General features: G+C 37.4%; 19 protein-coding genes and 1 pseudogene. 13 read left to right on the forward strand and 7 right to left on the reverse strand.

Translation table 11 applies throughout. The annotated features are described in order from the left end of the window. Nucleotides 1-35 precede the first annotated feature (35 nt). The 3 genes from ACXYMX_RS09425 to ACXYMX_RS09435 form a co-directional block, all read right to left on the reverse strand. On the reverse strand, nt 36-467 hold the full coding sequence (locus ACXYMX_RS09425; RefSeq protein ID WP_459044000.1) for a GNAT family N-acetyltransferase: 432 nt from the start codon (nt 465-467) through the stop codon (nt 36-38). 85 nt (nt 468-552) lie between these two features. Continuing rightward, the gene (locus ACXYMX_RS09430) at nt 553-1347 is read right to left on the reverse strand and encodes a YibE/F family protein (protein WP_459044001.1); all 795 of its coding nucleotides are present in this window, start codon (nt 1345-1347) and stop codon (nt 553-555) included. Continuing rightward, nucleotides 1344-2471 (reverse strand): YibE/F family protein, encoded by a 1128-nt coding sequence (locus ACXYMX_RS09435; protein WP_459044041.1) that lies wholly within the window; start codon nt 2469-2471, stop codon nt 1344-1346. The genes ACXYMX_RS09430 and ACXYMX_RS09435 overlap by 4 nt, the downstream gene beginning before the upstream one ends. A gap of 324 nt (nt 2472-2795) precedes the next feature. On the opposite strand from ACXYMX_RS09435, the gene ACXYMX_RS09440 reads away from it, so the two are divergent. From ACXYMX_RS09440 to ACXYMX_RS09460, 5 genes are all read left to right on the forward strand, one after another. Further along, nucleotides 2796-3365 carry a manganese efflux pump gene (locus ACXYMX_RS09440; RefSeq protein WP_459044002.1) on the forward strand — a complete coding sequence of 190 codons (570 nt, stop codon included), beginning with the start codon at nt 2796-2798 and terminating at the stop codon, nt 3363-3365. Between the two features lie 217 nt (nt 3366-3582). After that, nucleotides 3583-4500, forward strand: coding sequence for an HD domain-containing phosphohydrolase (locus tag ACXYMX_RS09445; RefSeq protein WP_459044003.1), 918 nt, complete (start codon nt 3583-3585; stop codon nt 4498-4500). Further along, on the forward strand, nt 4497-4784 hold the full coding sequence (locus ACXYMX_RS09450; protein ID WP_459044004.1) for a hypothetical protein: 288 nt from the start codon (nt 4497-4499) through the stop codon (nt 4782-4784). The genes ACXYMX_RS09445 and ACXYMX_RS09450 overlap by 4 nt, the downstream gene beginning before the upstream one ends. Before the next feature lie 337 nt (nt 4785-5121). Then, on the forward strand, nt 5122-6597 hold the full coding sequence (locus ACXYMX_RS09455) for an amidase (RefSeq protein ID WP_459044005.1): 1476 nt from the start codon (nt 5122-5124) through the stop codon (nt 6595-6597). A 117-nt stretch (nt 6598-6714) separates the two neighbouring features. Next, nucleotides 6715-7932, forward strand: a complete 1218-nt coding sequence (locus ACXYMX_RS09460) for an ATP-grasp domain-containing protein (RefSeq protein ID WP_459044006.1) — start codon at nt 6715-6717, stop codon at nt 7930-7932. Nucleotides 7933-8115: 183 nt separating this feature from the next. On the opposite strand, the gene ACXYMX_RS09465 is transcribed toward ACXYMX_RS09460, so the two are convergent. Both ACXYMX_RS09465 and ACXYMX_RS09470 read right to left on the reverse strand, forming a co-directional pair. Further along, nucleotides 8116-9060: a sensor domain-containing diguanylate cyclase gene (locus ACXYMX_RS09465; protein ID WP_459044007.1), complete on the reverse strand. Its 945-nt coding sequence runs from the start codon at nt 9058-9060 to the stop codon at nt 8116-8118. Nucleotides 9061-9064: 4 nt separating this feature from the next. Then, nucleotides 9065-9877 (reverse strand): alpha/beta fold hydrolase, encoded by an 813-nt coding sequence (locus ACXYMX_RS09470; RefSeq protein ID WP_459044008.1) that lies wholly within the window; start codon nt 9875-9877, stop codon nt 9065-9067. 256 nt (nt 9878-10133) lie between these two features. Here ACXYMX_RS09470 and ACXYMX_RS09475 point away from each other — a divergent pair, with 256 nt between their 5' ends. From ACXYMX_RS09475 to ACXYMX_RS09490, 4 genes are all read left to right on the forward strand, one after another. After that, entirely contained in the window at nt 10134-11543 is a 1410-nt protein-coding gene (locus ACXYMX_RS09475; RefSeq protein WP_459044009.1) for a SulP family inorganic anion transporter, read from the forward strand. A gap of 13 nt (nt 11544-11556) precedes the next feature. Further along, nucleotides 11557-11970: a universal stress protein gene (locus ACXYMX_RS09480; RefSeq protein ID WP_459044010.1), complete on the forward strand. Its 414-nt coding sequence runs from the start codon at nt 11557-11559 to the stop codon at nt 11968-11970. Between the two features lie 140 nt (nt 11971-12110). Beyond that, nucleotides 12111-13286 (forward strand): AAA family ATPase, encoded by a 1176-nt coding sequence (locus ACXYMX_RS09485; protein ID WP_459044011.1) that lies wholly within the window; start codon nt 12111-12113, stop codon nt 13284-13286. Nucleotides 13287-13831: 545 nt separating this feature from the next. Then, complete coding sequence (locus ACXYMX_RS09490) at nt 13832-15250, forward strand: hypothetical protein (protein ID WP_459044012.1); 1419 nt, start codon at nt 13832-13834, stop codon at nt 15248-15250. A gap of 185 nt (nt 15251-15435) precedes the next feature. On the opposite strand, the gene ACXYMX_RS09495 is transcribed toward ACXYMX_RS09490, so the two are convergent. Then, a complete protein-coding gene (locus ACXYMX_RS09495) occupies nt 15436-16047 on the reverse strand; it encodes a TetR/AcrR family transcriptional regulator (protein WP_459044013.1) in 612 nt (203 codons plus the stop codon). Between the two features lie 292 nt (nt 16048-16339). Here ACXYMX_RS09495 and ACXYMX_RS09500 point away from each other — a divergent pair, with 292 nt between their 5' ends. Together ACXYMX_RS09500 and ACXYMX_RS09505 are read left to right on the forward strand one after the other, a co-directional pair. Further along, on the forward strand, nt 16340-18064 hold the full coding sequence (locus ACXYMX_RS09500; RefSeq protein ID WP_459044014.1) for an ABC transporter ATP-binding protein: 1725 nt from the start codon (nt 16340-16342) through the stop codon (nt 18062-18064). Next, nucleotides 18061-19920, forward strand: coding sequence for an ABC transporter ATP-binding protein (locus ACXYMX_RS09505; RefSeq protein ID WP_459044015.1), 1860 nt, complete (start codon nt 18061-18063; stop codon nt 19918-19920). The genes ACXYMX_RS09500 and ACXYMX_RS09505 overlap by 4 nt, the downstream gene beginning before the upstream one ends. A gap of 86 nt (nt 19921-20006) precedes the next feature. On the opposite strand, the pseudogene ACXYMX_RS09510 reads toward ACXYMX_RS09505, so the two are convergent. Then, a pseudogene (locus tag ACXYMX_RS09510) lies at nt 20007-20518 on the reverse strand (purine-cytosine permease family protein); the annotation flags it as partial. Between the two features lie 111 nt (nt 20519-20629). Here ACXYMX_RS09510 and ACXYMX_RS09515 point away from each other — a divergent pair. Together ACXYMX_RS09515 and ACXYMX_RS09520 are read left to right on the forward strand one after the other, a co-directional pair. Next, nucleotides 20630-21247, forward strand: coding sequence for an NAD(P)-dependent oxidoreductase (locus tag ACXYMX_RS09515; protein ID WP_459044016.1), 618 nt, complete (start codon nt 20630-20632; stop codon nt 21245-21247). Nucleotides 21248-21314: 67 nt separating this feature from the next. Beyond that, entirely contained in the window at nt 21315-21746 is a 432-nt protein-coding gene (locus tag ACXYMX_RS09520) for an alkaline phosphatase family protein (protein WP_459044017.1), read from the forward strand. Nucleotides 21747-21901: the final 155 nt, after the last annotated feature.

Genomic DNA, 21901 nt, shown 5'->3' on the forward strand with positions numbered 1-21901 from the left:
ACAAGGAGATATTCCATGTAGGGCTGTTTTTCGTATTAACCAAGTTTCAATTGATAACAATACGCACACTTTTCGAATCCGTAAATGTCATAAAAACGATGTGCGTCTTTTCTTTGCAATCCAGTGTCTAATACAATCGCTTTGCAACCTTGAGACTCTGCCAGTTCTTTAGCATGGTCCATTAATTTACGCCCGTAGCCCTTCCCACGATCTTCTATATTGGAAATGATGCTTGATAAATAACAAGTCTTTCCGGAGTGCCAAAAAGTATTAAAGTAGGCTCCGTGACAAAATCCTCTAGCTTTGCCTTCATCAAAAAGTAAAAAGGCAAACGTGTTTTCATCCGCCAATACTTCAGTATAAACGGTTCTTATTTCTTCTTTATCATACGTATTGGCAGTCCACAATTGCTCGATGTAACCGAACACGATGTCAAAGTCATCGATGGTCGCATTTCTAATTTCCACGAGATCACTCTTTTCTATATGTATTTTTAATTATACAATTTAGATAATTCAAGCAAAGAAGTGTGTGTAAGTCAACTCACAGGTATTAGTTGAAGTCTTGAGTGATTTCATCTTTGGCAATCTTACCCTTCTTCTTTAGTAAATAAGTAGCGCTAATCCAAGAAGTAATCGGAATGACTAAGGCAATCCCCATTCCAGCACAAAGAATAAGCATCATTTCAGAAATCACTATTTTGGAGTTGAAAATGTCACCAATGGAATAAGACAAGTCTTTAAACCAGATAAGCAGTGCTAAGTATCCCCCGAAGAAGGCAAAGAATAATGTATTTGTATCTGCACCTAAGATATCTCTCCCGATATCCATACCTATCTTGAATAACTCTTTCTTTTTGATGAAAGGATTGTGCTTGGAAATTTCATGCATTGAAGAGGAGATTGAAATGGCGACATCCATGACCGCGCCGATTGTGCTCATAATAATTACAGAAACGCCAATTTTCATGAAATCGATCCCGATATAAAGAGAAAGTCCGCTAAGCCCCTCGGATTCCTCCTCGCCGAATCCTTGAATCATTAATTTATTTGATAAAAAGACGATAAAAGCCAGTAAAAATACAATGGTAATCATCGTGGAAATGAAAGCAATAACAGTCTTTTGGTTCACCTCATTCATATAAAACAAGCTTATGCATCCAATCAATGCGCTGGCGATAAAGGTAAGAAAAATTGGATTAAGTGCTGGATTTAGGATTAAAGCAAGCGTAATAAATAGGACGCAAAAGTTTAGGAATAAGGAGAAGAATGAGCGCACACCTTTTTTACCACCAATTAGCACCATTAAGCCGAATAAGATGAGAGCGAGCAGTACTAATGCGTTCATATTTTAACCCTCTTTCGATGAATAAAGTAAACAGTTGTGTACACGCCAATAGGTACTGTAAGAACAATACCTATACCTCCGGCTAAAGCTCGTGCAATTTCTAACGAAAGATTTATGGAAAGCGTAAAGTTTAAAGGTGATGCATTTTTGAACAATAAAACAAGCATCGGAATGGATCCGCTTATATAGGCTAAAAATAAAATGTTTGTGATCGTTCCCATAACGTCTCTCCCGATATCCATACCTGAAGTTGTTAGTGACTTGATGGATATATTTGGGTCCCTATTATATAACGCAAAAATAGAAGAGGACATTGTAATCGCAACGTCCATAATTGCACCTAGCGATCCGATAAATAATCCCGCCATAAATACAGTTTCATAAGGACGAGTTAGAAATTGCATTTCTTCGTATCGAAGCCCATTTCCAGCGGTTCCCCAGAAAACAAAGTAGGTGATTGCTAGTGAAGTCAACGTTCCGAGCAATGTTGCTGCAACTGCTGCGTACGTTTTTTCATTGAATCCACTGACGAATAGTAAGGAGATGGCTGTGAATAGCAGAATACAGATTGCAGTGATTAGCAACAAACTGACTGAAGAATACTTTACATAAATATCTAAGGCAATTGATAATAACAATACGTTAAGCGCAAAACTAACAATCGCAAACAATCCTTGCCTATGCCCAACTAACAATAAGGTGAAGATGAAAATCCAAGCAATAGCTAGTACATGTTGGTCGCGCTTCACATCTGTGATAATCCCTGTTAGTTCCGTTGCTTTACCTGTATCTGGATTCAGTAAGACGAATAATTTGTTTCCTGCATTGTATTCTTGATCATAAGCACCAGAGGCAGAGTATCCGTTTGTTAATTGGATGTGCCGTCCTTTTTCAACGCCGTTTTTAAGGACAGCCGTGATTTGCTGATTAATTAACGTATCTTCATTGCCAAGTCTATCGGTTATCTTTGTAGTTTCTATAAGCGAAGTGTCCGTAACTTTAGCAATGGGACGGTCATAAAAGGCGTAATTGTTATTTACAAATACAATAGAAGCAATAAATAATGTTACTAGAATACTGTAGAAAAGCTTTTGTTGACGTGTCATGTTCTTGACTTTATCCATGAAATAATTCAATGGAAAACCTCCAATCTGTCAGGGGCCGATAAATGTTTTCTAGCAGTGTATGCCTTAGTCGGGTTTATCTCGTATCCTTTATACTAAGCATAATGTTTTTATATTTATTTAGAAACCATTATCAATCGCAATGGTTGTTTATTCGTATTTTGTGTCGATGTTGAAATTAAATAATGTCTATGGACATGAGTGGTTTTCTCAAGTAAGAGAAATTATATGTCTTTAGAACAAAAAGTTACTTTTAACTACAGGCATTGGCACCCTTCTTCAAAAGATACCTGCATATAGTTAAATTATAGGTAGGGGGATCATATGCAGTGGATTACAATTATTTTTCTTGGGGTTGCAGCAAATTTGGATAACCTCGGCATTGGTTTAGCTTATGGAGTTAAGAAAACAAGAATTCCGTTATATTCAAACTTGGTAATCGCATGTGTATCGATGATTGTTACGTTTATTGCTGTTCTTGCAGGAAGCACGATTATCGAGTATGTGTCACCTCGTACAGCAAATATAGTAGGAAGTTTGCTCATCTGTTTTATTGGTTTGTGGATGCTCAATCCTTTAAATTCCGCGAAGAAAGTAGCATTGGAAAATCCAGAACTAATTGATGTAGATAGGAATCACATTATTTCATTCAGAGAAGCTTTAACGCTTGGTTTTATTCTATCAGCAAACTGTTTAGCGAGTGGCGTTGGGATGGGAGCTAATGGGATATCAACATTGTGGACGGTTCTATCAATCGGCTTCTTTTCAGTTGTGACGATTGCTGCAAGCAGTTATTTTGGTAGTATTCTTTCAAAGACACTTATTGGGAGGTTTCCTAGCGAAATTGCTGGAGGATTGCTTATTGTTATTGGTATTTTTGAGATGCTGATCTGATACAAAAAAATGAATCAATAGGAGTATTCGCAATTTTGTAAAAAGATAGGCATATAGTTAAGAAGTGTGTTATATTAATTAATGAAAATAGTAAATAAGACTATTAAGTGATTAGTAGTACCTATATAACTAGGTTGGATATATAACGAAATTATACTCATTAGAAAATATGTGATTATATAGGTTTTTAATTATTAAACGTGGAAGGGGGATTGGAATGAAAGTACATAAGAGTGATAAAATGGATAAAATCTATATGAAAAATATGGAAGTGTCCCTAGTCGGGGCGGGGGATGGAACAGAAATTATTCATCACAAACTCTATCAAGGTGCACGGTGGGCCATTATTCCCGGAGAAGAATGGACAGCGTTAGAGCATTTCACTATCCTATCAGGCAAGTTAATCTATCAAGCGCATGATGGTGATATTGTATTGGAGTCTGGTGATTCCGTGAATGCTTGCCCAATAAAAGAGCATGCCCTTTTCATTGCTGAGACCGAAGTAACGCTTCTCTATGTGACATCTCAACCGCAATTTTCCTTTTATACGAATGCAGTTAAAGATATGATGGATTTAGCTTTGCAAGTGGAACAAAAAGACGGGTACACAGCCAACCATTGTGAAAGGATTAAAGAACTATCTATGATGCTAGGGGAAGCAATGGGGTTAACGACCGATAAAATCTTTACGTTGAATTTGGCAGCATTTTTACATGATATAGGAAAGGTTAAAGTTCCAGATGAAATTTTAAATAAACCTTCCAAGTTAACGGACGAGGAATATGAAATTATGAAAAAACATACGACTTGGGGGAATGAAATTTTAGCTGGAACCAATTTCATTGATTTAATTAAAGCAGGCGAGATAGTAGAACAGCACCATGAAAGATTTGACGGAAAAGGGTATCCAAAGCAGCTTAAGGGCGATGAGATAAGAATAGAAGCTTCAATTATTTCAGTTGTAGATGCTTTTGATGCAATGACTTCAGATCGGGTTTACCGGAAGGGTTTATCTGATGAAATTGCATTTGCAGAATTGGTAAGTAATAAGGGCACCATGTTTCATCCGGAAGTCGTTGATGTTTTTCTATCAATTATGGGTAAAAAGCACTTTGCAGAGGAGGTGATTATATGAAAAAGATGCTACTCATTGTCGCAACTATATTTATGTTTCAAACCTTTTTTGTTGGTGAAGCAGATGCAAGATATGTTAAGAAAGCGGATCGAACAATCTCTCTGAATACCGGTCTAAATTTATTTGTCCCCTTTAAAACTGCTGAAAGGTCATTTAAGCTTCAAGAAGCAGTTCATCAGAATTTAAAAACAACTACAGGGCTAGAAGTAGATTATTTTTACATTTGGATTGAACTTGATGGACAACCTATTTTAGCTGTAGACCCTGTAAGGGCTATGTATTAAGTAGTTGAATAGAATGCTGAAAAGTATCCTTAATCCAGAAAAATAGATTTTAAAAGGCTAAATAAATGACAATAAAGCGGAAAATAGTTCATCTATTTATCCGCTTTTTTTGTGTTTAAGAAAGTCATTTCATTCGTATCTGAATGTGTAGTGTATACGAATAGTAACGTTAGGATAGTTAATGATTGGACGTTGTGTAAAATGAAATACTAAAAGAATATATGTATACTAAATTAGACTAGTTAGATAGAAAATTCAGAACGATGAAAATGATTGGACTCACATTGAATTCATTTATGTACATCCAATCGTATTACATATGAAGGAGTGAAGATTAGTGACGGTAGCGATGAGTTGGGAAGAGTGGGCTAAGGTTGATGGAATAGGCCTTGCTGAAATGATTAAAGAAGGAAAGATTACTGCGAAAGAAGTGGCACAACAAGCTGCTCATGCTGTTAATGCGCTAAATCCAGAAATTAGCGGTGTTATTGAAGTATTCGATGATGTTGTTGAAGATCCTACAAAGGATGGCGCGAATGTGGAAGGGGTGTTTGCTGGAGTTCCTTATATGATGAAAGATATTGGACCTACTCTAAAAGGCAGACTTCAGGAGATGGGATCTTTGCTAATGCAAGGAAATCGTGCAGCCGAGGATAGTTTTTTAACGACACAAATTAGGAAGTCCGGTCTTAATATTATTGGTCGAACGACAACGCCTGAGTTTGGTCTTTGTAGTTCCGCTGAAAATCCAGAAATGTATGTTACTCGAAACCCTTGGAATCTTGACTATACGACAAATGGTTCTTCTGCTGGAACCGCTGCAGTTGTAGGAGCGGGAATTATCCCACTGTCTCACGGAAGTGATGGGGGAGGTTCGATTCGAATACCGGCTGGAGTAAATGGAAGTATTGGACTAAAGCCATCACGAGGTGTGTTTTCAGTAGCGCCAAATGGATCTGATCTTATGGGTGCGGTTTCCTCACAAGGTTGCCTATCCCGAACAATAAGAGATACAGCGGCATTCTTTGACAATTGTAGAGGCGGCGCACCTGGAGAATACATGCCTTTTTGGTTGCCTGAACAACCCTATACTAAACTGATCCAAAAAGATCCGGGGAAACTTCGAATTGCTGTTTCCCATGAGTGGGGAAATTATAAGTCAACACCCCATATTGTTCAAGAATTAGAGAAAGCAGCAAAATTCTTTGAGAGCCTAGGCCATCACGTAGAGTGGATTATTCCAAATGTTGATTTCCAAGCTTCTTATGATGCACAAACGTATTGTTATATTACTAATTTCTCGCAAGTGATTTCGGATCTGTTAGAGCTAAAAGGATTGGAGAAGCCACCCGCAGATTTGATTGAACCGATGTGCATACGAGTTTGGGAAGAAGGTCAGTCGGCGTCTTATTCAGATCGTGCAAAAATGCAAAGAATGTTTAATGAGACGTCACGTAGCGTAGGTACATTTTTTGAAGACTGGGATATCATTCTAACTCCGACGATGGCTTTGCCTACACCAAAACTAGGAACAAAAGAATATTTAACTACAAGTGATAATCCTTCTGTTCATGATTGGTTCAACAATCTATGGGGCATCTTTTCTTATACACCGATTGCTAATTTATGCGGTTTGCCTGGTATTTCATTGCCAATGGCAGAACTTGAGAATGGGATGCCGTTCGGGATCCATGCATTAGCGCGACAAGGGAATGATGGATTGCTTCTTCAATTAGGTGCACAAGTGGAGCGTGCCTTAGATGGAAAATGGAACAATGGCCGTAAGCCTGGTGTACATGTAACAACTATATAATCAGTTTCAAAAAGCAGATATCCTCTCATTAGTTAACAACTTATGAGGGGATATTTTCGTTTTATTCACATAAAATTAGAGAATTGGGTTGATTCACTTTGAGAAAGTGGGTTAAGGATGGATACCATACTATTTATTGAAACATCAAGGTCAGGATCAAGCAGAGAGGCAATCAGAGCTGCAAGTAGATTAGGATATCAAACGGTGCTTTTAACGAAACGTATGAATAGTGTGAAACAGGGAGAGGAATTTTCGGAAGTTACACAGCTCATTCATTTGAAGGAAATCACTGAACAGTCCATTCGACTGGAAGTTGAAAAGCTGAAAGAACAAGGAAAAACGATAAAAGGAATTCTAAGCTTTGTAGACCCTTTTGTTTCATTAGCAGCAAAATTGATGAATGAAATATGTGAAACAGACATTTCTGTAGACGCTTTAACGGTGATGGAGGATAAAGCAGAGACTAGAAGTAGATTGAAAAATCATGGGGCAACGCCAAAATTTGAAATCTTTGACCCGAGAGATGATTTGCAACTAGTGTTAAACAAAGAAAGGCATTTTCCAGTAATGGTGAAATTAGCGGTTTCCAAAGCATCTAAAGAAGTTTATAAAGTGGAAAATGTACTTGAAATGGAACAGACGATTAGGAAGCTACTCGAGTATTATTCAATGCAAAAAATTGTCATTGAGGAATTTATAAAAGGCCCACAATTTCTAGTGGAGGTACTTGTACAGAATCGAAATATTCATATCATCGCTATATTCAAGCAAGAGATTACAAAAAACAAGAAATTTATTGTCACCGGTTATGAAATACAATTACATCTAGATTCCCTTATGCATAAAAAATTAGTGTACGCAATTGAAACGATACTTAATGAGTTAGGGGTAACGAATGCGGTCAGTCACTTTGAAGTGCGCTATGTTAATGGAACTTGGAAGCTAATTGAAATGAATCCAAGGATATCCGGTGCTGCCATGAATCGAATGATAGAAGAGGCTTATGGATATAATTACGCAGAAAAAATAATTCAAATGTACTTAGGACATACACCTAACTTAGAGAAAAGGTTTGAAAGACATATCTACACGAAGTATTTGACGATTAACTCTTATGGTTATCTTTTAATATTAAAAGGGGAAAACGAAGCACTTAACCAACCGGGTGTGAAGGAAGTGTATATAAAACCACGGATCGGTACATTATTAAGGCCAGCCATATCAATGGGAGATCGTTATGGGTACGTTATTGCATCCGGGGATACTGTGGCTGAGGCGAAGAGTAATGCTATAACTGCGGCTAAGATGATTAAATTCTATTTAGATCCTATTTAGTGAAGGTAGGTAAATAAAAAACGGAGACTTAACTCGTGTTTAACTAGCTAAGCCCTCGTTTTTACATGAGCATTTATACTTAATACTCCTCACCAGATCGTGAGTGAGTTTTAAACGTTGGATTTATCTCTTTTAATTCCCATTACTTGTTTCTTCTTATCGCGATGTTCAACTCGTTTGTTTTTACCTCGAAGTAAGGCGGTTTCTACCTTTTCTTTTCGATGCATAAAGTGCATCATCTGCTCTTGTAAATATCGTATTCGATGTATCCCCTTTTTTAAAATCTGTGATTCCAGCAGAAACTGTAACTGCGATACTGTTCCATTCAGAAACAGATAAAAATTCGCGTAAATCCTCTGTCATTTTATGTGCTTCTTGAAAGTCAACATCGTAAAAAATGATTGAGAATTCTTCGCCGCCAATTCTAGAAATTAAATGGGGAGGCTGAATACTGGATTGTACTTTTTTAGCGAGTTCTACTAATACTTTGTCGCCAAGTGAATGACCGTATAGGTCATTCACTTTTTTAAAGTGATCAATATCAAAGATAGCTAATGTAAAAGAAGAATTTTCATTTGCATAGGCCTCTTCGATCGCATTTGCCAACTTCTCTCGGAAAACACGTCGGTTCCATAAGTCGGTTAATTCATCGTGCGCCGCTAGAATTTGCAGTTCATCATTTAGTGTTTCAAGTTCTAGCTTTTTTTCTTTTACATCGATTAAAAGTTCAATCAATTTGGTGTTGGCGATATCGGTTTCTTTTTGAATCCGTTCGGCATTTCTTTTAGAGGCCAGTAATTGAGTTTCGTATTCATCGCGTGTGTTGATCATTACAATAATGCCTTCATAGCGCCCGTTACGTTCATTGACGTTAAGTAGAGCTGGTATGAATTGTTTATTTACTTTAAAATTTAAATACATTTCCCTAACTTGCCCATGGACAGTCATTGCAGGTAAGAAATATGTTTCAAAATAGATACGTGAAGGAACGGTAAGTAAATCATGTAAGTACTTAGGTATTTGTTCAATATTAAATAGACTTTTCAATGTCTGATTCATTTCAATGATTTCCCAATCAGCATTTAATACAAAATATCCACAAGGGGCAAAATTCAGCTGTTCATCCATAATCTTATGCTCCTGTCTCCTCGATAAAACGTTTAATTTCTTGGGAAGTTTCTTCAGGTTGACTGATGTGTGGATTATGTCCTTTTCCAGTTTTCATCATTCGTAATTCACTGTTTGGAATATGTATTTCTAGAAACTGTGCGACTTCAAGAGGTGCAATCGCATCTTGTTTAGTTTGTAAAATAAGTGTAGGGGTAGCAATTTTAGGTATATCTGCACGGTGATCTGAAAAGAATGTTACTTCTGCAAATTGACGTGAGATAATGGGGTCGTTTGAATTTAAAAGTGCTTCAAAACCATCAACTAATTCGGTTTCTTCAACATTTAACATGGCAACTGGAGCCAAATATTTAGCCCATTCCTTATAGTTTGTTTCCATCATATCTAATAATTCTTGAATCTCCTCTACTTCAAATCCTCCGTGATAACCGGGTTCGTTCAAATAGTGTGGAGAAGGACCAATCATTATTAACTTAGTTATTAAATCAGGACGTTGTATGGAAGCAAGTCCTCCAATCATACCGCTAACGGAATGGCCCACAAAAATAATGTTTTTTAAATGTAAGGCATCACAGATTTCCAAAATGTCCTGAGCATAACCGTGTAAAGAGCTATAACGTTCTGGGCAATATGCAGATTTATCACTTCTTCCAGAACCAACATAATCAAACAGAATCACTTGATAGTTCGTTTCGAAGCTAGGTATTATTTTTTCCCAAACTGTCTGGTCACATCCAAAACCATGAGCAAAGACAATCGTCTGTTTACCTGAACCTGTCACATGTACGTTGTTTCTATCTAGGAGATTTATCTTCATAACGTTCACCCTCTCTATGTTTCGATTCTACCAATTGGGGACATCTGAAAGCAAATACTAGATCCACACCAACGTATAGAAAAAATGAGCATTACTCCCCTTACTAATGAATGGAGTATAAGTGAATTATGAGATTCAAGTTACATCAAAAATGCAAACTATAATTCACTTATGGGAATGAAAATGCTATGCTAATTGTATTCAGAAAGCGATTTAGGCTTATTTCTAAGTTTTGAAATCTTGAAAGGGGAACAGTATGCATACATTAAAACAACAGTGGTTCGGAAATGTGCGTGCCGATATTTTGGCGGGGATTGTTGTCGGTCTAGCACTCATTCCAGAAGCATTGGCTTTTGCGTTCATCGTGGGAGTAGATCCGCGTGTCGCGTTATATGCCTCATTTACTATCGCAGTCATTATATCATTTGTAGGTGGTCGCCCTGGGCTGATTTCAGCAGCGACGGGTGCGATGGCGCTAGTGCTCGTTAGTCTAATGGCAAACCATGGACTTCAATACGTTCTAGCCGCAACAATTTTAACAGGAATTATTCAACTTATCTTAGGGTTGCTCGGTGTTTCAAGCTTAATGCGTTTTATTCCAAACTCAGTAATGCTTGGATTCGTGAACGCACTAGGGATTATGATCTTTATTACGCAAATGCCTTACTTACTTGGTTCAAACATGATGACTTATGTTTTCGCTGGCGTTACATTAATTTTAGTTTATCTAATCCCACGTTTTTTCAAGGCGATTCCGGCACCGTTAATAGCAATTGTAATGATGACGGCTATTGCACTCTTTAGTGGTGTAAAGTTACAGACGATAGGCGATTTAGGAACAATGCCTAATTCACTGCCAATTTTCTTTTTACCGGATATTCCTTTGAACTTTGAAACGTTGAAAATTATTTTTCCATATGCTTTAGCTTTATCAATTGTTGGATTGCTGGAGTCACTTCTAACATCACAAGTGTTAGATGATATGACAGACACTCCGAGCAATAAAAACAAAGAAGCACGTGGGCAAGGAATTGCGAACTTCATTACAGGTTTCTTTGGTGGAATGGCGGGCTGTGCGTTAATTGGACAGTCTATCATTAATATTAAGTCCGGTGGAAGAGGGCGCTTATCAACATTCACTGCAGGAGCATTCCTTATGTTTTTGATTATTGTATTAGGGGATCTTGTTGCGAAGGTTCCAATGCCTGTACTTGTTGGCGTTATGATTATGGTGAGTATGACAACATTTAACTGGGGTTCATTTAAGTTCTTGAAACAAGCACCTTTGTCAGAATCACTTGTTATGCTAATTACAGTAGGTATTATTTTATATACTCATAACTTGGCAATTGGTGTTGTAGCAGGTGTAATAATAAGTGCACTTTTCTTCGTAGCTAAAATTTCTCGAGTGAGTATTACGAATGAATCTGGGGAATACAAAATAAAAGGACCTTTGTTCTTTGCATCCACTACAAAATTTATACAATCCTTTGATGACGTGGATGAAGAAAAAGTTGTCATTAATTTTGAAGATAGCCAGCTATGGGATGAATCCGCGGTTGGTGCTATATTTAAAGTGAAACAGAAGCTAGAGGAAAAAGGTGTGGAAGTCCAAATTCTAGGGTTGAATTCATCAAGTGCGAAATTATATGAGAAGTTAATCTAAGGGAGGAAATCACATGAAAATTGCTGTAGCGATTGATGGATCAGAAAATGCTTTACGGGCGGCAAAACAAGCAATCACGCTAGCACGGTATTTACCTGACGCACATTTAGAAGTCATTTTTGTAGCAGATAATAGCAAAGCAAAAGATGAACGATTGTTAACGCAAAGCCCAGAAAGCTTATCTTTAAAACGTGAACAAAAAGTACATCCAATTATAGAATTAGCAAAAGAAGCTGATGTAAAAGCAAAAGTAAAGATGTTAAAAGGAAATCCAGCACAGGAAATCATCAAATATGTGTGTAGTGGAGAAGTTGATCATTTAGTTATAGGCAGCCGAGGCCTAAACACTTTTCAGGAAATGTTGCTCGGTAGCGTCAGTCACAAAGTAGTAAAGCATGTAAGCTGTCCTGTAACGATTGTTAAATAAGTAAATGAGTGCCTGTGCACATTGAATGCTAAATTCAATGTGCACAGGCTTTTTTACGTTTACTTTGCTGAGTAACTGGACAAGTTTAGTAAGAGTGAAGTGGAATTCTATTTCTAATATAAATTAGAGGGGTATGCAAAGTGGTGGAAATTGAATTCAAGAAGTTGAAGGAAATTAAAGAGGCCCTAAATTCAAAGTTTTACGAACGAGAGAAGGAAGTTGAGGGAATTCTTATAGCCTTACTCTCGAGGCAACATATGCTCATGATTGGTCCTGCAGGAACTGCAAAATCTGCTTTATCAAGTGAGTTGGCAAAAATTGTTGAAGGAACCACTTATTTTCAGTGGTTGTTGACGCGATTTAGTACTCCTGAAGAACTATTTGGCCCGATATCTTTAAAAGAGCTAGAACAGGGTGTCTATAAAAGAATTACAACAACCAAAATGCCAGAAGCGAACTTAGTTTTCTTGGATGAAATATTTAAAGCGAACTCCGCTATATTGAACAGTTTGCTTACGATAATTAATGAACGATTGTTTTATAACAATGGACCACCCATTCAAGTCCCATTGATGTCCGTAATAGGCGCTGCCAATGAATACCCTGATGATGAAGAAGGACTCGAAGCTTTATTCGATCGCTTTATTTTACGATTTGAAATTAGTTTAATTGAAGAGGAAGTAAATTTTATCTCTATGATGAAAGCCTCGGGCCAAACATTGGAGATGCCATCGATGTCGATGGAAGAATTGGTGCATCTACAGTTGTTAACGGATCGGGTGTTAATTCCAGAAGAAGTGTATGAAACTCTGTCCAAGATCCGTGTTGGGTTGCGTGATGAAGGAATTCGTCCATCCGATCGAAGGTTCAAGCAATCGTTAAGCGTACTACAAGCAAGGGCTTTGATGAATGAAAGACACGTTGTTAAGGTTGAAGATCTTTCAATCCTTAAACATGTACTTTGGGAATCGCTTGATCAAGTAGAGACGGTTTCAAACATTATTCACAACCACTCTAAAAATGTTGTCACCCAAACCCTTCAGAATATACAAACAGAAGCAAACGAAATCTTTTATTATTTGATTCAAGATTGTTCAACTGAAGTTGGTATGGAAGCGACGCAAAAAATGAAGTCTTTAGTAAATGACTTAAATATGCTTAAAAGTGAAAATCAAAGTCGAAAAGCTGAAATTAATGTGCTCCTAAATAAAGTGACGATCATGCAACATGAAATTCTAGACCGTATGTTAGAACCATGGTATTTCAATACTTCAAATCAAAAGAATGAGTCAACCAGTGTCTTTTTTAAAATGTAAACTCTGTTAAATAACTACTGTTGATGAAACTTAGTACTCAATAGTGCTTGAGTGAGTGTATCAAACCCGTTGATTTCCGTTTCAGACCCGAAGTGCGGAAAGATAAAGTTCAATCTTTCCCTAACGCGTTCCGGAGGGCAGGCGGTGGACCAACCCGTTCGCAAAGATGTGCTCATAACGCTCCGCTTATTCGCAAAAGCCGTTCTTCGTTACGGCTTTCGCTCCCGTTGGTTGTTTCACCTGACCCGCTGTCCTCCCGGAGTCGCCGTCTTCCACTTCAATCAACTAGGAGTGTGCAAAAATCTCTTGTTCCACTACCCCGATGCCTCTAACTTTGAATCTAAACGAACTAGCGCCGAAGCGACAAGTGTGAGCCGAAGTAGTAAGACCGACAGTGAACTTTCTGACGGGCTTACTACGGGAGGCCATCACCAAGCGCCGAAGCGATATTTCCACACCTTCCACTCTAATAGGAGTGTACAAATAAATTATCAACTATCAACAGAGTTATTTAACAGGGCCGTAATTTAAAAGAGGTGTAAATTGTGAGTGAACGTAACATGCCTATAGGAAATTATTCAGTATTAAATACAGATAGCTTCGATAAAAGACGTTATAAAGAAGTATTTGAAATGTCAGTCGGTCTTCAAAAGGTTCGACGTGAAAGCTCATTGCCGATGTTTGATCATTTACTTTCCGACGTTTGGGCTTCCTTATATAAGATGAAACCAATACTAACAGAAGACGAAGTAGACGTTGCATTAAATGTTAATAAGTTAATCATGGGAAGAATAATGAAGGAAGAACACTATGTGAATTATCGAAGGTTTACTCGATTAGACGATTTAACATCGGTAATCGGTACAATCAAAATTGGAGAGAGGACAAATCAATGGTTGGAAGACAGAAATGAGGAAAATATAGAACTGCAAGGGATACAACTAGAACTAGAAAATTTAGAAAGACAACTTGATGTGAATGGAAGTAAGATTACTAAAGAGAATATTTCAAAAGAAATGATTGAACTAAATGAAACGATGCAACAGATACTTCACAAAAACACAGAAGGGTTCTTGGAGGCAATAGAACAAGCCATTCAGGAAACGAAAGAAGTGAAAGAAGGGTTGAATGCTTTACTTGGAGGTGTAAGTCCAGGTAGCGGTCACTCGGAATTACAGAAAATGCCGTTGCGTAATCAACTAGTACTAGCTGAGAGAATAGCATCGAGTAAGAAGATGAAAGAAATTGCCGATTGGGCGGGACGATTTAAAACGGTGGCTCGTAAAATGCAGAGGGCTAAAACCAAGGATTCAGTCGTTAGAACAAGTATTGAAAAGGGGAACGATATTGAAAAATTAGTACCGATAGAATTAGCGCTATGGATTCATCCATTAACAAGATTAGATTTTCTACGGCGTTTTGTAGAAGGACAGACGATGCAATATGAACAAAGAGGGCGCGAGAATTTAGGAAAAGGACCAATTGTACTTTGTCTAGATCAGTCGAGTAGTATGTATAGAGTAGATGCCCAGTCCAAGGGATTTGCACTCGCTCTTCTATCGATAGCACGCAAGGAGAAAAGAGATTTTTGCTTGCTATTATTTTCTACAAGTTTACAAATGTATACGTATGAAAAAGGGAGAATTACTAGTTCGGAAATGCTTCAATTAGCTAGAACCTTTTTAGGTGGCGGCACGGACTTCACACTACCTCTTGAAGAAGCGCTAATTGTCATCAATAAAAGCCGTTTTAAAAATGCTGATATTGTATTTGTTACAGACGGAGAAGATATTTTGAAGGAATCATTTCTTGAAATCTTTAATAAGAAGAAAAAAGAGAAGAATTTCAATGTCCTCTCGCTAGTCTTGGGCAGTGACACGAAATTAGTCGAGCAGTTCTCGGATAAAATTGTTCAAGTAGAAGATTTTGATGATGAAAAAAGCTTTGAGATTTTTGAACTGTGAATTCGTAGTTAAAATTGGAACAGAATACAGAGATGATTCAACTGAATCTAGTTGAATTTTAAAAAAGGTGATGCAATGAATATGCATCGCCTTTTAATTTTGATAAAGATGATCAGTCTTCCATATCACAGCAAGCAATGGACGAAGAGTTGCCCTCTCGAATTAGTTCTTACGCTATGTCGTTGTTATCGATAAATGCCTTTTTTAAGGATATTAATTTCTGAAATATAGTTTTTTAACGCTTCTTCAGGGGATAAGTGAGCGGCGAAACTATGAACTAAATTTTGAAAGGTTACAGCTTTTATAATTTTCAAGACGTGCACTACTTCATTTTCATTTTCAATATTTAACTTTTTTATGTCTATGAGTTTCATAAGTTCTGAGTGTTGGTTTTTGATGTTTTCTATTTGGATAGAATTCGAAAATGCGTTACCCATTTTATGGTTCATATTTAAAAAAGCATTTTTGAAAAAGACTCGATTTTCTTCGGTTTGAAATTCATCCAGCATTAACTGAAATAATCCAATAAAAGTATTTAGTATATCTCCATTGTTTTTCTTGAGTTGAAAAACAAAAGATTCTTCGTTCCGTTTTACATGTTTATCTAATATATAAAAGAAGAGATCCTCTAAATTTTCAAAATACTGATAGAAACTGCCCCTGGAAATGTCTGCATTTTTAATAATATTTGAAATGACTGCTTCATGTAAAGGCACTCTTGAAAATTCTTTTTTGGCTGCATTTAGTAAAACGTTTTGTTTTTCCTCTGATAAATTAAAAAATGTAAGTTTAGGCATTTTGTTGCACTCCATTCAAATTCACATGTGACAGCGTGTCATAAGGCAATGATAATTAATAACTCTTTAGTTGTCAACGAGTGCGGCGCAAATTCAATAGGATGAGTAAATGGCCAGTTGTCATGACGCATTATCACGAATAGATTGACATGTTCCATACCGTGATTTAATATAAGTTCATACTACAAAGTGACACCGTGTCACTTTTTGTTTGAAATATTTTATACGTAAAGAGCCTATGTGTTTATCAAATATAAAGAATTTTAGGTGACCGAAATGAGGAATCGACGAAATGATTAAAATCTTAAAAAACTTAACTGTCTATAAATGGATTGTTATTGCTATTTTTGGGCTTGTATTTCTTCAGTCCATGTCGGAATTGTATTTGCCAACGCTTATGGCTGACATCATAGATAATGGAGTTGTGCTGGGTAATATTCCGTATATATGGAAAATCGGTGGAATCATGCTAGTTGTATCCGTAATTAGCGCTCTGGCATCAGTAGCTGTGAGCTATTATTCCTCAAAAGCTGCTATGGGTTTGGGAAGAGATCTTCGTCGTAAAGTTTTCAAGCATGTTGAAGATTTTTCCCTGCAAGATTTTGACAAACTCGGAACTGCATCACTTATTACTAGAACGACGAATGATATTACACAAGTACAACAGGTTGTTATTATGATGCTACGAATGGTTGTCAGTGCGCCAATTATGTTTGTTGGCGGACTTATTATGGCACTTTCAAAAGATGCAAAATTGTCGCTTGTTATCGTTGCGGCAATTCCATTTCTAATCGGTTTAATTTATTTCGTATTTCGTAAAGGAGTTCCATTATTTAAAACCGTACAAAAAAGACTGGACCGATTGAATCTCGTGTTGCGCGAAAACTTAACAGGTGTCCGAGTCGTAAGGGCATTTAATCGTGAAGAAGAAGAACGTACTCGCTTACAAGATGCTAACAAGGAATTAACAGATGTCTCTATTCAAGTAAATAAAGTTATGGCTTTTGTCATGCCGGTCATGATGCTTATTATGAATCTAACAGTCGTAGGAGTTATTTGGTTTGGGGGAGTTCGAATTGACAGTGGAGCGATGCAAATCGGTGACTTGATGGCGTATATTCAATATGTCATGTTAATCATGTTCTCCCTTGTCATGGCCTCAATGATGCTTGTCATGATTCCAAGGGCAGCAGTTTCTGCGAATCGGATTAATGAAGTGTTAGAACTAGAGCCAACTTATTTAGACCAAGGAAAAGAAAAAGCAAATAAAGAGCCTGCAACTCTTGAATTTGATAATGTTTCCTTTACTTATCCTGGAGCTGAAGAACCAGCGCTATCGAATATTAATTTTAAATCAAAGATTGGTGAAGTTACCGCCATAATTGGTGGAACAGGTTCTGGAAAGACGACGTTAGTTAATTTAATACCCCGCTTATATGAAGTGACAGAAGGTACGATTCGTGTAAATGGTGTTAATAGTAAAGACTCATCGCTTGAAGAGGTGCGTTCGAAACTAGGGTTTGTCCCCCAGAAATCACTTCTATTTTCGGGAACGGTTGCAGAAAATATTCGATTTGGAAAACAGGATGCAACGGAAAGTGAAATGAAGTATGCGGTGCGTATCGCACAAGCAGGGGACTTTATAGAAAATATGAAAGATGGGTATGAAGCTGTTATTTCCCAAGGGGGGTCGAACTTATCTGGTGGACAGAAACAACGTCTATCAATAGCCCGAGCTTTAATTCGCAAGCCTGATATTTATATTTTTGATGATAGTTTCTCGGCACTTGATTATAAAACAGATGCTGAGTTACGTAGGGCTTTAAAAGATGAAACGAAAGATGCGACGGTTCTAATTGTTGCGCAGCGCGTAAGTACAGTCATCGATGCAGATCAAATTATTGTATTAGACAAAGGTAAAGTGGCCGGTATTGGCACACATCAGAACCTATTAGAAACAAATGAAGTATACCGTGAAATCGTCGAATCACAGCTTTCAGAGGAGGAAATCGCATGAGTGAACATAAAAAACGTCCTGCTCAAAGCGGTGGACCTGGAGGATTCGGTGGGGGAAATATGATGATGGAAGGGAAAAAGGCGAAAGATTTTAAAGGTACGTTACGCAGACTCCTTAGCTATTTGAAGCCCGAGCAAAACAAACTAATTATAGTATTCTTTGCAGCTATTATGAGCACGATTTTCATGGTTCTAGGCCCCAAAGTAATGGGGAATACAATCACCGAATTATTTGAGGGTGCTTATGGGAAGTTTACGGGAGTACCTGATGCGGCTATCGATTTTGATACCATAGCGAAACTCTTACTATTGCTAGCTGGTTTGTATGTAACAAGTAGCATATTTAGTTACGTTCAGCAGTTTATCATGGCTAGTGTTTCCCAAAACACTGTTTATGGACTACGGGAAGATGTTAATGACAAACTGAAAAAGCTTCCTTTAAAATATTACGATGGGCATCCAGTAGGCGATACGCTTAGCCGTATGACGAACGATATCGATACGATTGGAAGTACATTGCAACAGAGTCTTACGCAATTTATCACATCCATCGTCACTATTGTAGGTATTCTCGCGATGATGTTATGGATAAGTCCGGTACTTACAATTATTGCGCTTGTTTCCCTACCGTTATCCATTTTTGTAATTCGTCCATTTTTGAAACGATCTCAAAAGCATTTTGCCAATCAACAACGAACGCTGGGGAATCTAAATGGCCATATTGAAGAGATGTATACGGGTCACCAAGTGGTTAAAGTATTTGGCCATGAAGAAAAAGCAATTGCGAAGTTTGAAGATGTAAATGAGCAGTTATATGATGCCGGACGTAAGGCCCAATTTATTTCTGGTATTATTATGCCAATGATGTTCCTAATAGGAAACATAAGCTATGTACTTATTTGCATTGTCGGTGGAATTTTAGTTACGCAGAACGCAATTAGGATTGGTGATATTCAAGCTTTCATCACATACTCAAAACAATTTACACAACCAATAACACAGACAGCAAATATTGCCAATATCATCCAGTCAACAGTTGCAGCAGCAGAACGTGTTTTTGAACTATTGGATGAGGAAGAAGAAGTAGCTGAAGTAACAACTGTACGTTTGGACAATGCTAAAGGAGAAGTTACATTTGAGCATGTTGATTTTGGATATGGCGAGGACCTATTAATCGAAGATATGAATGTTCACGTTTCACCGGGTCAAACGGTTGCCATTGTTGGTCCGACAGGTGCTGGTAAAACAACACTAATAAATTTGTTAATGCGTTTTTATGAATTGAATAGCGGGACAATAAAGATTGATGGTCAAGATACACGGAGCATGTCCCGTGAAAATCTACGAACTACATTTGGAATGGTTCTTCAAGATACGTGGCTCTTTAATGGAACCATTAAAGACAATATTGCCTACGGTAAAAGTGGAGCAACAGAAGAAGAAATCCTGGCGGCAGCTGAAATGTCACGTGCTGATCATTTCATTCGCACACTTCCCGATGGATACGACACAATCTTAAATGAGGAAGCGTCTAATATTTCTCAAGGACAGAAACAACTTATAACGATTGCACGAGCGGTTTTGGCAGATCCATCTATTATGATTTTAGATGAAGCAACGTCTAGTGTGGATACACGTACAGAGCTCCTAATTCAACAAGCTATGAATCGGCTGATGGAAGGCCGAACAAGTTTTGTTATTGCACATCGACTCTCAACTATTCGAAACGCTGATTTAATAGTGGTTATGGATAAAGGGAAAGTTATTGAACAGGGAACGCACGATGAATTGTTAGAGGCGAAGGGTTTTTATGAAACACTTTATACGAGTCAGTTTTCGGAAAAGCCTGCTGTATAACGAACCGCTTATAATAAACCTAAGCCTATTAAAGTGAGCTTCATCACTAATACTAGGCTTAGGTTTTATTTGAAAAAGACCTTATTTTACTCTTTACTGAGCGTGTCTTCTTGAACTATATCATTTGGTTCTTTATTAAATAATATTTGCCTTTTGTAAATATAGAGATGATTATAGTAAGGATTGATGCAAGTACAGCTGCGAAAAATGCAGCAGTTGTTTCCAGAAATAGTCCCATATAACCTAGAGCGGCAATTGTTCCAAGAGTGCTTGCTACGATTAATGAAACGGTACCTACAGGATTCCATTTGTACAAATATTCCTGGCGAGCTACATAATAAGAGGGGCCAATGTTTACTAGTTTTTTCACAACTAATGCATCGGTAACAAGAACAGCGGCCCAAGCTAAAAGAAAGACGCCTTGGAAAGTCATCAACTTATCAACATGTTCAACAATATTAAGTAACATGAGGATGATTGCTACAACACCTGAAACAACAACCCAAAACCTACGACCGGGTGTGAAACGGAAGATATTCTCAAAGAAATTAGCTAATGATAAAGAGCTGCTATAGATATTGGTAACGTTAATCCGCAATTAATTTAAGTTGTGACAACCGAAAGGGTTAATGTACAAGTGATATAATTTTACAAAAAGAATGTGTTTGGATTTAATAAAGACATTGGATTAATAGAAAGAGGGATACTAATGAAAATTGCATTGTTTGGAGCAACAGGTAGAGTCGGTAATGTTGTATTGAAAAAAGCTCTTGCAGATGGTTATGAAGTAACGGTACTTGTTCGATCCCCTAAGAAGTTAGAGCCTCATAATAGGGTCAAGGTTATTCAAGGTGATGTTCGGGATGAAAAAGCTGTTGAACGGACGATTGAAGGAATGGATGTTGTGTTTAGTGCTCTTGGAACGGATAAAACAACTACATTAACAGATTCTGTCTCGCATATAATCCGAGCTATGAATAAAGAAGAAGTACGTAGAATTGTGACGATTGGAACAGCTGGAATTTTACAAAGTCGGATAGATACGAGCAAATTGCGATATGAAGCAGGGGATTCTAATCGGAAGTTAACATTTGCAGCAGAAGAACATCGTAAAGTGTATGAATTTCTAAAAGAGTCAAATTTGGACTGGACGATCGTATGTCCAACCTACTTGCCGGATGGTGAAGCAGAAGGATTGTATCGAATCGAACGGAATTTTTTACCGGAAAACGGAAAACGTATTACAGTTGAAGATACGGCCTCGTTTGCATATGGAGAACTAATTTTAAAAAAGTACATAAACTATCGAATGGGAATTGCTTATTGAATAGAATCCTAGACGTTAAAGCAATCTGATATCGAGTAAAAACATTCCTTGATACGGTTTTGTATCTGTGCAAGATGACGATGATGCACTTGAACAAGATTGGATTACGGGTTCAGAATACGAGGAGATTAGTGAACATTTTGCAAAATGGACAACGGATGTATCACTATATATAAAAGAAAAATATCAACCCGACTTATTATTTTATTATTATCCACAAATTGATCATGAAGAGCATAAGCATTTATTAATTGATCCAAGGCAACCTGGATATTCTAAAGAAAGGTCGAAAGAATCTATGGAATATATTTTTTGGGCCTATGAACAAGCAGATCATTTTCTTGGAGAGGCGTTGAATGTGATGAATGACAACGATCGGTTAGTCATCGTTTTAGACCATGGAATGGAACCGGTACACACAATGATTTCTCCAAACAATGAACTTGAAAAGGATGAAGACAAAACAGCTGAAAAAGTTGTTGAGAGAGGAAGCCAATAAAGAAAATAATTGAAACAGAAAAAAGCAATTAGAGTAGAGCTTAGACTAATCGGGTAATTATACAAATCGACAAAAAATAAGGTTCATGAAACAATATAGTACTGATCACCTCAATGGAGGTAATCAGTGCTAGTGGACAAGAAAATTGTTTTGTA

It is taken from the genome of Sporosarcina sp. CAU 1771 (assembly GCF_054482775.1).

Excerpts from the sequence above, each read along its gene's own strand:
- ACXYMX_RS09430 (WP_459044001.1), bottom strand. The coding sequence starts at position 1,347 with ATGAACGCATTAGTACTGCTCGCTCTCATCTTATTCGGCTTAATGGTG.
- ACXYMX_RS09435 (WP_459044041.1), bottom strand. The coding sequence starts at position 2,471 with ATGGATAAAGTCAAGAACATGACACGTCAACAAAAGCTTTTCTACAGT.
- ACXYMX_RS09440 (WP_459044002.1), top strand. The coding sequence starts at position 2,796 with ATGCAGTGGATTACAATTATTTTTCTTGGGGTTGCAGCAAATTTGGAT.
- ACXYMX_RS09445 (WP_459044003.1), top strand. The coding sequence starts at position 3,583 with ATGAAAGTACATAAGAGTGATAAAATGGATAAAATCTATATGAAAAAT.
- ACXYMX_RS09450 (WP_459044004.1), top strand. The coding sequence starts at position 4,497 with ATGAAAAAGATGCTACTCATTGTCGCAACTATATTTATGTTTCAAACC.
- ACXYMX_RS09460 (WP_459044006.1), top strand. The coding sequence starts at position 6,715 with ATGGATACCATACTATTTATTGAAACATCAAGGTCAGGATCAAGCAGA.
- ACXYMX_RS09465 (WP_459044007.1), bottom strand. The coding sequence starts at position 9,060 with ATGGATGAACAGCTGAATTTTGCCCCTTGTGGATATTTTGTATTAAAT.
- ACXYMX_RS09470 (WP_459044008.1), bottom strand. The coding sequence starts at position 9,877 with ATGAAGATAAATCTCCTAGATAGAAACAACGTACATGTGACAGGTTCA.
- ACXYMX_RS09475 (WP_459044009.1), top strand. The coding sequence starts at position 10,134 with ATGCATACATTAAAACAACAGTGGTTCGGAAATGTGCGTGCCGATATT.
- ACXYMX_RS09480 (WP_459044010.1), top strand. The coding sequence starts at position 11,557 with ATGAAAATTGCTGTAGCGATTGATGGATCAGAAAATGCTTTACGGGCG.
- ACXYMX_RS09495 (WP_459044013.1), bottom strand. The coding sequence starts at position 16,047 with ATGCCTAAACTTACATTTTTTAATTTATCAGAGGAAAAACAAAACGTT.
- ACXYMX_RS09500 (WP_459044014.1), top strand. The coding sequence starts at position 16,340 with ATGATTAAAATCTTAAAAAACTTAACTGTCTATAAATGGATTGTTATT.
- ACXYMX_RS09505 (WP_459044015.1), top strand. The coding sequence starts at position 18,061 with ATGAGTGAACATAAAAAACGTCCTGCTCAAAGCGGTGGACCTGGAGGA.
- ACXYMX_RS09515 (WP_459044016.1), top strand. The coding sequence starts at position 20,630 with ATGAAAATTGCATTGTTTGGAGCAACAGGTAGAGTCGGTAATGTTGTA.